This window comes from Propioniciclava soli, from assembly GCF_038502305.1.
GTDB classification, from domain to species: domain Bacteria; phylum Actinomycetota; class Actinomycetes; order Propionibacteriales; family Propionibacteriaceae; genus Propioniciclava; species Propioniciclava soli.
Map to the genome: position 1 here is coordinate 2,696,276 of NZ_CP115965.1, position 12,308 is coordinate 2,708,583.

The 12,308-nt window shown below is 72.4% G+C and carries 10 protein-coding genes; 3 read left to right on the top strand and 7 right to left on the bottom strand.

All coding sequences use genetic code 11. The annotated features are described in order from the left end of the window. Positions 1 to 7: 7 nt before the first annotated feature. Positions 8 to 607 carry a dephospho-CoA kinase gene (coaE, locus tag PCC79_RS12150; protein ID WP_232548615.1) on the bottom strand — a complete coding sequence of 200 codons (600 nt, stop codon included), beginning with the start codon at positions 605 to 607 and terminating at the stop codon, positions 8 to 10. Between the two features lie 78 nt (positions 608 to 685). Between coaE and PCC79_RS12155 the strand changes: the two genes are divergently transcribed. Further along, positions 686 to 2,020, top strand: a complete 1,335-nt coding sequence (locus PCC79_RS12155; protein WP_342371977.1) for a serine hydrolase domain-containing protein — start codon at positions 686 to 688, stop codon at positions 2,018 to 2,020. A gap of 35 nt (positions 2,021 to 2,055) precedes the next feature. Next, positions 2,056 to 3,255, top strand: coding sequence for an MFS transporter (locus PCC79_RS12160; RefSeq protein ID WP_232548613.1), 1,200 nt, complete (start codon positions 2,056 to 2,058; stop codon positions 3,253 to 3,255). Between the two features lie 149 nt (positions 3,256 to 3,404). On the opposite strand, the gene rpsA is transcribed toward PCC79_RS12160, so the two are convergent. After that, positions 3,405 to 4,886 (bottom strand): 30S ribosomal protein S1, encoded by a 1,482-nt coding sequence (gene rpsA / locus PCC79_RS12165; protein ID WP_232548612.1) that lies wholly within the window; start codon positions 4,884 to 4,886, stop codon positions 3,405 to 3,407. A 238-nt stretch (positions 4,887 to 5,124) separates the two neighbouring features. On the opposite strand from rpsA, the gene PCC79_RS12170 reads away from it, so the two are divergent. Then, complete coding sequence (locus tag PCC79_RS12170) at positions 5,125 to 5,700, top strand: maltokinase N-terminal cap-like domain-containing protein (RefSeq protein WP_232548611.1); 576 nt, start codon at positions 5,125 to 5,127, stop codon at positions 5,698 to 5,700. On the opposite strand, the gene mptB is transcribed toward PCC79_RS12170, so the two are convergent. The 5 genes from mptB to PCC79_RS12195 all read right to left on the bottom strand — a co-directional run bounded on the left by mptB (position 5,653) and on the right by PCC79_RS12195 (position 12,302). After that, on the bottom strand, positions 5,653 to 7,188 hold the full coding sequence (gene mptB / locus PCC79_RS12175) for a polyprenol phosphomannose-dependent alpha 1,6 mannosyltransferase MptB (RefSeq protein ID WP_232548610.1): 1,536 nt from the start codon (positions 7,186 to 7,188) through the stop codon (positions 5,653 to 5,655). The genes PCC79_RS12170 and mptB overlap by 48 nt on opposite strands. 84 nt (positions 7,189 to 7,272) lie before the next feature. Next, on the bottom strand, positions 7,273 to 9,975 hold the full coding sequence (gene polA, locus PCC79_RS12180) for a DNA polymerase I (RefSeq protein WP_232548609.1): 2,703 nt from the start codon (positions 9,973 to 9,975) through the stop codon (positions 7,273 to 7,275). Between the two features lie 157 nt (positions 9,976 to 10,132). Further along, positions 10,133 to 10,792 (bottom strand): DUF3618 domain-containing protein, encoded by a 660-nt coding sequence (locus PCC79_RS12185; protein ID WP_232548608.1) that lies wholly within the window; start codon positions 10,790 to 10,792, stop codon positions 10,133 to 10,135. Beyond that, on the bottom strand, positions 10,789 to 11,352 hold the full coding sequence (locus PCC79_RS12190; protein WP_232548607.1) for a phage holin family protein: 564 nt from the start codon (positions 11,350 to 11,352) through the stop codon (positions 10,789 to 10,791). The genes PCC79_RS12185 and PCC79_RS12190 overlap by 4 nt, the downstream gene beginning before the upstream one ends. Next, on the bottom strand, positions 11,349 to 12,302 hold the full coding sequence (locus PCC79_RS12195; protein ID WP_342371978.1) for a hypothetical protein: 954 nt from the start codon (positions 12,300 to 12,302) through the stop codon (positions 11,349 to 11,351). The genes PCC79_RS12190 and PCC79_RS12195 overlap by 4 nt, the downstream gene beginning before the upstream one ends. Positions 12,303 to 12,308 lie beyond the last annotated feature (6 nt).

The following is a 12,308-nucleotide window of genomic DNA, read 5'->3' on the forward strand; positions in this document are numbered from 1 at the left end:
CCGTGCCTCAGGCGTTCCGGAGCTGCTCCCAGAGTTCCCCCACCCGGACGGGCAGGTCCTCCTTGCGCCCCGAGGTGTCGATCACGAGGTCCGCCACCGCCAACCGTTCTGCTCGTGACGCCTGGGCGACGAGCCGGGCGCGCGCGTCCGCGTCCGACAACCCGTCCCGGTGGCGCAGGCGGGCGATCTGCGCCTCCTCGCCGGCGTCGGTGACGACGACGACGTCGAACATCTCGGCCTGCCCGGTCTCCACCAGCAGGGGGATCACGTCGACGACCACCGCGCCGGGGTTCGACGCCAGGGCGGCGGCCCGGCGCTCGCGCGCGAGGGCCCTCACCCGGGGGTGGACGATCGCGTTCAGGTCGGCGCGCGCCGCGGCATCGGCGAAGATGATCCTGGCCAGCGCGGCCCGGTCCAGGCCGCCGTTGGCGAGCAGGATCCCCTCCCCGAACCGGGCGACCACCTCGGCCAACCCGGCCGTGCCCGGCTCGACCACCTCCCGGGCCAGCACGTCCGCGTCGACGACCACCGCCCCGTGCCCGGCCAACAGGTCGGCCACGGTCGACTTGCCCGACGCGATGCCGCCGGTCAGCACGATGCGCTTCATCCGGCCATCCTCGCACGGTGGTGGCCGCACCGTGTTCCCCCGGTAGGGTCGGGCGCAGCCGAGCCCAGGAGTCAGCCCGTGGATCTGTCCCGCACCCTTGAGACCCTGCGCGCGGCGCGACGCCAGCCGTCGCTGTCGGCAGCGCTCAGCAGCGATGGTGACGTGACCTGGGCCGACGCCGTCGGCGACGCCGATCCGCTCGGTGTGCCGCGGCGTCCCGACGCCCACACGCAGTACCGCATCGCCTCGATCACCAAGCCGCAGGTCGCCGTCGCCCTGTGCGTCCTCGCCGACGCCGGTGCGGTCGACCTGCACCGCCCCCTGGCCACCTGGGTGCCGGACGCCCCCGGCGGGGATGCGACGGTCGCCCAGTTCCTCGCCCACACCAGCGGGCTGCCCGCCGAGCCGCCCGGCCCGTGGTGGGAGCGGGCGGGCGGCACGTCCTGGGACGCCCTCGCCGCGGCCGACCTCCAGCCCCTGTTCCCGGCCGGCACCCGGTTCCACTACTCCAACCTGGGCTACGGCGTCCTGGGCCGGCTCCTCGAGACCCTCACGGGCCAGGCGTGGGACGCCGCCCTGGCCGACCTCGTCTGGCGGCCCCTCGGCATGACCCACACCGCCCGGACGCCAGCCCCCGGCCACGCGGTGGGCGTCGGCGTCCACCCGCGCGAGGATCTCGTCCACCCCGAACCCGTGCCCGACTACCTGGCCCTCGGCGCCGCCGGCGAGCTCTGGTCGACGCCCACCGATCTGGTGCGCCTCGGCGCGTTCCTCGCCGGCGCGATCCCCGGCGTCCTGCGACCCGCCACCCGCGCCACGATGCTCACGCCGATCGCTTGGCCCGACGTGGCCGGCGAACCCTTCACGACGGCCCACGGCCTCGGCGTCATGGTGGTCAACGACGCCGGACGACGCACGTACGGCCACGCCGGCTCGGTTCCCGGCTTCACCGCCGACCTGCGCATCGACGCCGAGCGGCGCCTCGCCGTCGCCGTGTGCGGGAACGCCACCACCCCGTTCGGCGGGGCGTTCGGCCTACTGGCGGAGGCCTGCGCCGCCGCCGTGAACGTGGACGGGCCGGTGGGCCCGGGGGACGCCACCGCGGCCGATCTCTGCGGCGTCTGGTACTGGGGCACGCGCGAGCACGTCCTGGCCGCGCCCGCACCCGGCCGGCTGCTCCTCGTGGGCGCCGACGGGAAGGGGGCCAGCCACTTCGCCGGCAGCGGCGACCGCTGGACCGGCGACGGCGGGGACTACTTTCACGGCGAGCCGCTGGTCGTCCATCGTGACGCCCATGGCCGGCCGCGGACGCTGGAGGTGGCCACCTTCTGCTTCACCCGGACGCCCTACGACCCCGAGGTGGACCTGCCGGGCGGGCCGGATCCGGACGGGTGGCGTCCGCTCACCCTCTAGAGTATCTTGATGTCGAGATACTTGGGAGGTGGGGCATGTATCGGCTGATCTTCTGGCCCGTGCTGGCCCCGTCGTTCCTGCTCGGCGTGGCGATGGGCGCGATGATGCCGGTGCTCGTGCTCGCGGCGCTGGAGCTCGGGGCGTCCGCGCCGCTGGCCAGCGCCATCGTCGCGCTGATGGGCGCCACCGCGCTGGTGATGACCGTGCCGGTCGGGATGTTCATCGACACGGTGGGCGACCGCTTCGCCATGGCGCTGGCCACCGGGGCCGCGGTGGTCACCATCTCGCTCGCCGTGGTCGCGCTCGCGTGGCCGACCCCCTGGTCGCTGGGCCTGTTCATCGCGTCGGCGATCCTGCGTGCCCCCGTCATGACCGCCTGGAACCTGGCCCGGCAGGCCGTGGTCGCCGAGACGGTGCCCACCCCGCAGCGCGGCCAGGCCATGACCGCACTCGGCGGGACCATGCGCGCCGGCAGCCTGGTCGGCCCGCTGTGCGGCGCGGCGCTGCTGGTGTTCTGGCCCCTGTGGTCGGTGTTCGTCTTCGCCGCCGCGTGTGCGCTCGCGGGCACGCTGCTGCTGTTCGTCCGCAAGCTGACGAGCGGTTTCGACGCCCAGACCATGCGCAACAAGGCCGCCCGCACGGCGGACGAGCTCGCCCAGGGGGTGCGGTGGCGGGCCGTCGGGTTCGCCGGGGTCTCCGTCCTCACCCTCGCCGTCGCCCGCGTCGCCCAGCCGATCCTGGTGGCGCTGTGGGGCGTCCACCTGGGGTGGACGGCTGCGCAGGTCTCGCTGATCGTCGCCGTCGGCGCCGCGATCGAGCTGGTGTTCATGGTGCCGGGCGGCGTGCTCAAGGACCGGGTCGGCCGCACGCTCACCCTGGTGCTGTGCCTGGGGGTCTACGGGGCCGGCTTTCTCGTCGCGCCGCTGTGGCCGGCATCGCCCGGGCTCATCGCCGCCGTCGTGGTGATGAGCGTCGGCAACGGCCTGGGGGCCGGCATCAACATGACCATCGGCGCCGATCTCTCCCCCGCCCGCGGCCGCGCCCGCTTCCTGTCGATCTGGGCCATGTTCAGCCAGGCCGGCCAGCTGGGCGGCCCCCTGGCCGTCTCGGGCCTGCTGCTCGCCGCGTCGCTGCCCGTCGCCATCACCGTCGTCGGGGGCGTCGCGCTCGTGGGGGCGCTCTGGGCCACCCTCACGGCGCCCATCACCCAACTGCCCGGCCGGCAGCGGTCGTGAGGTAGCCACCCCACCGCTCCACCCCACACCACCCCACACCACCCCACCCCACCCCACCCCATCCCATCCCGGCAACGCAGAACCGCCCCCGCTCCGTGAGGGAGCGGGGGCGGTTCGGGCTCGAACCGGACCGAGAGGTCCGGGCGGGGTCAGCGACCGCCGGTGAGCTTGTCGCGCAGGGCCTGCAGGGCCTCGTCGGACGCCAGCGAGCCCTCGGGGGCGCTGCTGCTGGAGGACGACGTCGACGCCGACGGGCGACCGCCCGAGGAGTAGGACGACTGCGCGGTGGCCTCGACGGCCGCCTGGTTCTCGGCGGCCTCGGCCTCCTCGACCTGCTTCTTGTGCGCCAGCCACCGGGTCTGCGCCTCGGCGTACTGCTGCTCCCAGGCGCGCTGCTGCTCCTCGTACCCGGGCTTCCACTCCTGGGTCTCCGGATCGAAGCCCTCGGGGTAGATGTAGTTGCCCTGGTCGTCGTAGCTGGCGGTCATGCCGTACAGCGACGGGTCGAAGTCGTCCGCAGCCACGTCGACACCCTCGTTGGCCTGCTTGAGGCTGAGGCTGATGCGGCGACGCTCGAGGTCGATGTCGATGATCTTGACCATGACGTCGTCGTTGACCGCGACGACCTGCTCGGGGATCTCGACGTGACGCTCGGCCAGCTCGGAGACGTGCACCAGGCCCTCGATGCCCTCCTCGACACGCACGAACGCGCCGAACGGAACGAGCTTGGTGACCTTGCCGGGCACGATGTGGCCGATCTGGTGGGTCCGGGCGAAGGTCTGCCACGGATCCTCCTGCGTCGCCTTCAGCGACAGGGAGACGCGCTCGCGGTCCATGTCGACATCGAGCACCTCCACGGTGACCTCATTGCCGACCTCGACGACCTCGCTCGGGTGGTCGATGTGCTTCCAGCTCAGCTCGGAGACGTGCACCAGGCCGTCGACACCGCCGAGATCCACGAACGCACCGAAGTTGACGATGCTGGACACGACGCCGCGGCGGATCTGGCCCTTGGCGAGCTGGTTGAGGAAGGACGTGCGCACCTCGGACTGGGTCTGCTCCAGCCACGCGCGGCGGCTGAGCACGACGTTGTTGCGGTTCTTGTCCAGCTCGATGATCTTGGCCTCGAGCTCCTGGCCCACGTAGGGCTGCAGGTCGCGGACGCGGCGCATCTCGACCAGGGAGGCCGGGAGGAAGCCGCGGAGACCGATGTCGACGATCAGACCACCCTTGACGACCTCGATGACGCGGCCGGTGACCACGCCGTCGGACTCCTTGACCTGCTCGATCTGGCCCCAGGCGCGCTCGTACTGGGCGCGCTTCTTGGACAGGATCAGCCGCCCCTCCTTGTCCTCCTTCTGCTGGACGAGGGCTTCGATCTCGTCGCCGACGGCAACGACCTCGAAGGGGTCGACGTCGTGCTTGATGGAGAGTTCCTTGGAGGGGATGACGCCCTCGGTCTTGTAGCCGATGTCGAGGAGAACCTCGTCCCGGTCGACCTTGACGACGGTACCGGTGACGATGTCACCGTCATTGAAGTACTTGATTGTGGCGTCGACGGCGGCAGCGAACTCTTCGCTGCTCATGAAGTCGTCGACCGCGACCTGAGCGGCCTCAGGAGTGGAGGTCATGTAGTAGGGCTCCGATAACTGAACGTGGTGAGTGTGGTGGCGGCATGGCCCGCGTACGCCTGCCCCGCTACGTCCGAGGGCAAGCAGACCACACCGATCAACCAGCTTACCGACCGCCCGTTCACTTGGTCAAAGGGGCCCAGCCCGTCAACGGGACGCCTCGGACGCCGCCCCGGCAGCCCGTCGGTGGACTAGCGTGGTGACCGACCGTCCCGATCGCACCCGAAGGAGCCACCCGATGAGCGGCACCGCAGAAGTCCACCCGAACGCCACCCTCACCCCGAGCAAGCTCGAACTGCTCGCCGGGTGGCTGCCCAAGCAGCTGTGGTTCGCCGGCGACGCGTCCGATGTGGAGCGCATCGGTTTCTTCCGGTTCGTCGATCCCGACGGCGAGGTGGGCATCGACTGCATGGTCATCACCTCCGCCGGCTTCACGTATCACGTTCCCGTCACGTGGCGTTCCGAACCCCTCGACGAGGGCCTGCTCATCGGCACGCTCGAGCACAGCGTGCTCGGTACGCGCTACTGCTATGACGCGCCGACCGACCCGGTGTACGTCGCCGAGCTCGTCCGCATCATCCGCGAGGGCGACGCGGCGGCCGACATCGCCGACGCCGACAGCGGGGCCGCGATCCCGAGCCCCATCGAGGTCGAGGGGTCCGGCGTCGTCGCGGGGGTGGACGCGATCGGTCAGGTCCGGCTCGTGCGCATCCTCGACGAGGAGCCCACCACCACCGGTGCGCGCGGCCTGCTGCTCGCCCACTGGTCACGCGACGGCGCCGACCGGGAGGACGTCCTCGCCGTCCTGCGCTGAGCCCCGGCTCGCCGAGCTCTCCGACGGGGGCGGCAGGGCGCGCAGCCGCCAGCACGTCCAGGCAAAGAAGGCCAGCGCAGCCGACCACACGAACGCCAGCCCGAGGGACGCCTCCACGCCCATCCCCCGTTGATACTCGTGCCAGGTGCCGTACAGCGCCCACAAGGGCGTTCCCACCCACACGGCAGCGCGCAGGGCGCGGCCGGGGCGCGCCAGGCCGAGGAACGCCAGCGGGAAGATGAGGTACCACTCCCGCCAGACGCCGAACCCCAGCACCCACGCCAGGGACGCGAGCCCGAGGAACCGCAGCGGTTCGCTGCGCGCGTACCGGACGAACAGCCACGCGATGGCGCCGACGGCGACATACTGCCCCCAGGACGTCACCCCATCGACGTCGGCACCGGTGAGCAGCCCGACAAGGTAGGCAGGCGTCGGCGTCTGGGCGGCGTTCGCCGGGTTTCCCGAGGCGCCGATCCAGCCCCAGCCCAGGCCGGTGGCCGCGCTGATCGCAGCGAACGTACCCAACGCGGACGCCCCCACCCCGGCCGACGCGGCCAGGAGCCGCACCCAGGTTCGCGACGCGACGGGTAGCGCCAGCGCCGCGACCGCGGGCACCGCCAGCAGCGCCGGTTGCTTGACCGACGCCGCCAGCCCCACCAGCACACCGCCCACCAACACACCGCCCACCAGGACGCCCCTCATGACGGTGCCGGCCGGTACCGGACGGCCGGGCGTCGGCCCGCGGAAGCGGGCGGCACGCTCCGCGACGGCCAGAGCGACCGCGAGGAGACCGGCCATGAGCAGGTCGACGTGCTCGCCGGCCACGCCGTGCACCAGCGTCACGGGGTTCAGCAACGCCAACCACGTGGCGAACGCCGGATCGACGCCCACGGCGCCGGCCAGCCGCGGCACGGCCCACAGCAGGCCCACCACCCCGGCCACCGCCAGCAGCCGCAACGCCACGACCGACCAGTACCAGTGCGCCCCGGTCGCTCCGACGACCCAGCCGAACAGCTGCAGCGCGCCCGGCGGGTAGACCGACGTCGTGCCGCGCCAGGCGCGTCCGTAGGGGAAGGGGCTGCCGGTCGTCCCCAGCCCGGTCGTGTACGGGTTCTCGCCGCCGGCCACCATCCACCCCAGGTCGGCGTAGGAACCCGCGTCCGTGCTCAGCACCGGGGGCAGGAGCAGGAGGGGCAGGACCCACACAGCGGCGAGGACCGCTGCCCGACGAACCGCGTCGACCGAATCGGCCTCCCCAGCGGCCGGCGTCGGCGTCGGGGGCCGCGCAAGCAGCCAGGCCGTCGAGAGCAGCGCGATGCCCAGGGCGACGACCAGCGGGTAGGGCCAGGTGACCGTGGCGGTGACCGCCGAGGCCCACGCCTGCCCCTCCACCTGGCTCCAGCTCGCGCGGCGGAACTCCCCCGCAGCGATCAGCAGGGAGCCGAGCAGCCCCAGCCAGAGGGCGGGCAGGCGCAGGAGTGTTCTCACGGCAGCCAGCGTGGCCGGCCCCGGTGTGGGCCCGCTGTGGCCCGGGTGTGGACTCCCCGTGCGCCCGTGCGCCCGTCCGCCGGCTCAGTGCGCGGCGTCGTGCCAGGAGCGGCCCACGCCGACGGACACGTCCAGGGGCACGGTGAGATCCATGGCGGCGCCCATCGTGGCGCGCACGAGCGCTTCCAGCGTCTCGCGCTCACCGGGCGCCACCTCGAACACGAGCTCGTCGTGCACCTGGAGCAGCATCCGCGACGCCAGCCCCTCGCGGGCGAGCGCCGCCTCCACGTCGAGCATCGCGACCTTGATGATGTCGGCGGCACTGCCCTGGATGGGCGCGTTGAGGGCCATCCGCTCGGCCATCTCGCGGCGCTGCCGGTTCGAGCTCGTGAGGTCGGGCAGGTAGCGGCGGCGTCCGAGCAACGTCTCGGTGTAGCCCGTGCGGCGGGCGACGTCGACCACCTCGGTCAGGTAGTCGCGCACGTGGCCGAACGTCTCGAAGTACTCATCCATCAGGCCCTTGGCCTCGGCCGTCGTGATCCGCAGCTGCCCCGACAACCCGAAGGCGCTCAGGCCGTAGGCGAGCCCGTAGTTCATCGCCTTGATCTTGGCGCGCATCTCACCCGTCACCGCGTCCGGCTCCACCGCGAAGACCCGCGACGCGGTCACCGTGTGGAAGTCGCGGCCCGAGCCGAAGGCGTCGATGAGGGCCGCGTCGGCACTCACGTGCGCCATGATGCGCATCTCGATCTGGCTGTAGTCGGCGCTCATCAGCGACTCATGCCCCTGCCCCACCACGAACGCCTCGCGGATCCGTCGGCCGGCCTCGGTGCGGATCGGGATGTTCTGCAGGTTCGGGTCGGTCGAGCTCAGCCGCCCCGTGGCCGCCACCGTCTGGCTGTAGGTGGTGTGGATGCGGCCGTCGTCGGCGATCGACTTCTGCAGCCCCTCCACCGTCTGCCGCAGCCGGATCTGGTCGCGGTGCCGCAGCAGGTGTGCCAGGAACGGGTGTTCGGTCTTCACGAACAACTGCTCGAGGGCGTCGGCGTCCGTGGTGTAGCCGGTGCGCGTGCGACGCGTCTTGGGCATGCCCAGCTCGTCGAAGAGCACGGCCTGCAGCTGCTTGGGCGAGCCCAGGTTCACCGGCTTGCCCAGGACGCCGAACGCGTCGGACTCCGCGTCCCGCACACCGGAGTCGAAGTCCGACCACAGCGCATCGAGCGCGTCGGCGTCCACCGCGATGCCGGTGCGTTCCATCACCGCCAGCGTCCGCTGCAGGGGCAGCTCGACCTCGGCCAGCAGCGACCGTCCACCCGCGGCGTCCAGCTCCTCGCCCAGCACACCCGCGAGCTCGGCCACCGCCCGGGCCCGCACCATGGCGTCGGTGCCCTCGTCGGGGTTCTCGAACTCCAGCGCCAGCTGCTCGGTGGGGTCGGCTGCGCCGCCCTCCACGGCCAACTCACGCTTGAGGTGGCGCACCGTCAGATCCGCCAAGTCGTAGGTGCGCTGGTCAGGCCGCAACAGGTACGCCGCGATCTGGGTGTCGGACGCCAGCCCCGCCAGATCCCAGCCGCGCGCCCAGAGCGCCTCCAGCGGCCCCTTCGCGTCGTGCAGCGCCTTGGGCCGCTCCGGGTCCGCGAGCCACCCCGCCAGGGCCGCGTCGTCCTCGGGCGTCAGGGTCTCGGTGCGCACCCACGCCGCGGCCCCGTCGAGCGAGGCCAGCGCGAGGCCCGTCAGGTCCCCCGAGCCGGCCCGCCAGAACCCCTCGGCCTGGACGCCGACCAGCTCGGTCGCGTGCTCGCCCAACCAGTCGGCCAACGCGCCGGGCGCGAGCACCTCGCCGGCCACGTCGAAACCGCTTTCCGGCTCCGCCTCCCGCTGGGGCAGCGTCTCCAGCAGCCGGTCCCGCAGCACCCGGAACTCGAGCGCATCGAACAGCTCGTGAACGGCCTCCCGGTTCCAGTCCTGCCGCTCCAGCTCCCCCAGGCCGACCGGCAACGCCAGGTCGCGCACCAACGCGTTCAGCTGCCGGTTGCGGCGCACGCCCTCGAGGTTGTCGCGCAGCCCGTCCCCCGCCTTGCCCCGGATGGCGTCGGCGTGGCCCAGCAGGTTGTCCAGCCCGTCGTACTCGCGCAGCCACTTCGCCGCCGTCTTCGGGCCGACGCCCGGGATGCCGGGCAGGTTGTCGGAGGTCTCCCCCACCAACGCCGCCAGCTCGGGGTAGCGGGCCGGCGTCACGAGGTACTTCTCCTCGACCGCCTCCGGCGTCATGCGCGCCAGGTCCGAGACCCCCTTGCGCGGGTAGAGCACCGTGGTCGCGGCGTCCACCAGCTGCAACGCGTCGCGGTCGCCGGTGCAGATCAGCGTCTCCCACCCGGCCTGCTGGGCCTGCAGGCTCAGGGTGCCGATGATGTCGTCGGCCTCGTAGCCGTCCACCTCGACGTGCACGATCCGCAGCGCGTCCAACACCTCCTTCACCAGCGCCACCTGACCCTTGAAGGGCTCCGGGGACGCCGAACGGTTCGCCTTGTACTCGGCGTAGGCCTCGCTCCGGAACGTCTGGCGCGACACGTCGAAGGCCACGGCGAGGTGGCTGGGCTGCTCGTCGCGGAGCACGTTGATGAGCATCGAGGTGAACCCGAACACCGCGTTGGTGTGTTGGCCGGTCTTCGTGGCGAAGTTTTCGAACGGCAGCGCGAAGAACGCCCGGTAGGCCACCGAGTGGCCATCGATCAGCAGCAGCTTCGGCCGGTCGGACGCCGGGGGCGCAGGGGTACTGGAGGTCACGCAGGCAGCCTAGCGGGCGCCACCGACAGCGCTCTCGGGCACCGCGACCAGCCTCGTCTCGCGTCCGAACGAGCGAGGGGGCGCCGCGTCGGAACGGGAAGGGCCCCGCCCCGCCAGATCGGCGGAACGGGGCCCTTCGCGGGCAGGACGCGACCGGTCAGACCTGGTCGCGCTTCTCTTGCGCCTCAGCCTTGGTCTCGTCGACGGCGCCCTGGGCGTCGGACTTGACCGCGTCCGCGGAGGACTGGGCCTGGGCCTGCACGTCGTCGCGAGCCGCCTCGGCGTCCGCCTTGACCTGCTCGCCGGCGTCCTGCGCGACGAACTTGACGCTGTCCGCAGCCTCCTGGGCCATCGGCTGCAGGTGGTCGCGCGCCTCGTTCGCCATCTGCTTGGCCTGGTCGACGACCGGCTCGGCCGCGTCCTTGACCTGCAGCGCGGCGTCCTTCTCGATGCGGGAGGCGGGGATGAGGCCGCCGATGAGTGCACCGAGACCGAACGCGATCAGGCCCGCGGCGAGCGGGTTGCCCTGGGTGCGCTGCTTCAGCTGACGCGGGGCGTCCTGCACGGCGTCGACCGCCTGGTCACGGGCGTCCGCGAGCTGGTGGCCCACGCCACCGGCCGCGCCCTCGTCCCACGGATCGTTCGGGTCGCCGAACACGCGGGTCTTGAGGTCGTTCGCCTTGTCCTTGACCCGGTCGACCTGCTCACGGGCCAGGTTGGTCGGCTTGGCGGAATCGCCCAGCGCATTGACGTTGTCGCTCAGCTGGGCGCGGGTGCGCTCGATCTCGCGACGGATCTCCTCGGGTGACTGGCTCATCGGTTCTTCTCCTCGTTGCCTGCGGCGGCGTTCGGAATCTTCTGCAGCGTTTCGGTGGTCTTGGGCAGACCCTTGATCTTGTTGAGCTCAGCGCGGCCCATGGCGGCGAGGATGCCGGCGCACACGAGCCAGATGACCATGACGATCACGCCGCTCCACCCGAGCGCCGGCTCGGCCACCGAGCCGATCGCGATCGCGATGCCCCACCAGAGGGCGAGGGTCAGCGCGATGAGCGCGAGCAGCGCCGCCACGCCGGCGCCGGCGAGCATGCCGACGCCCTTGCCCGCTCGGGAGGCGGACTGCGTGACCTCGGCCTTGGCGAGCTCCACCTCCTGGCGGATCAGGGTTGAGGCGTTGCCCAACACGTCGGACGCGATCTCACCCAGGGAGCGGTCCTCGGCGCGGAAGCGGGCATAGCTCGCGTCGGCCTCGGCGTCCGCCGGATCCTGGGCCTGGTGCGCACCGGACGCCCCGGCGTACGCCGACGCGTCGCGCCGGTCGTCGCCGAGCAGCCGGCCGTCGGGACCCCGGAGGGTCGGGTCGTAGGGATCCGACGTCATCGGCCCTCGCCCCACTCGGCGTTGCGGCGGGCGGTGGTGTCGAGGTCGCCCTCCAGCTCGACACGCCGGGTCTCGGAGGCGAAGTCCTCCTCGTACTCGGCGGCGCGCCCCTGCTGGTACTCCAGGCCGGGAGCCTCACGGTAGCCACCGACGGTGCCGGCGTAGTAACCGGTCTCGACGCCGCGGGTCTGGACGCCACGGGTCTGGACGCCACGGGTCTGGACGCCGCTGGTCACCTGACGGCGACCCTCCTCGTCGGCCTTCGCGCCCTGGAGACCGCGGAACAGGCGGGCGGCCACGAGGCCGGCGCCGGCGGAGATCGCCAGGAACGTCCACGGGTTGCGGGACGCGTACCGGCGGGCGGAGGCGAGCACGTCGTCGGGGCTGTTCTGCTCGAGCCAGTCGGCGGCCTGATGGCCGTACTGCTCGGCGCGGTTCACCAGGTCGACCATCGGGCCCGACTCATCGGTGCCCCGGCCCATCGACTGGAGTTCGTCGCTCAGCGAGCGCACGAAGGCGGCGACCTGACCCTGCGCCGAACCGGCCTGCGTGCGCAGCTCGGACACGCCCTCGTCGAGCAGACGCCGGCTCTGCAGCTTGGCCTCGTCGATCACGTTCGCGGCCTGCTCCTTCGCGGAGTCCACCACGTCGGAGCCGGCGGCCACGACCGTGTCGCGCACGGCGCCGGCCTCGGCCTTGGCGTTGTCGGCGACGTCCTTGGCGCGATCCTGCGTGTGGCCGGCCAGATCCTTGGCCTCCTGCTTCGCGTGCTCCGCGCGGCCGCCGGTGCTGGGTTCATCGACGGTGCGGAAGGTCGTGTCCTCCACGATGAGTCCGGGGGCCGGGGTGCCCAGCGGCTCCGCCATGCCCGGGTCGTCGACGGGATCATTGATGAACTCGGGCGTCTGCTCGACCCGGCCCTGGTCGGTGGGGTCGTCCGGATACGCCATGGTTTC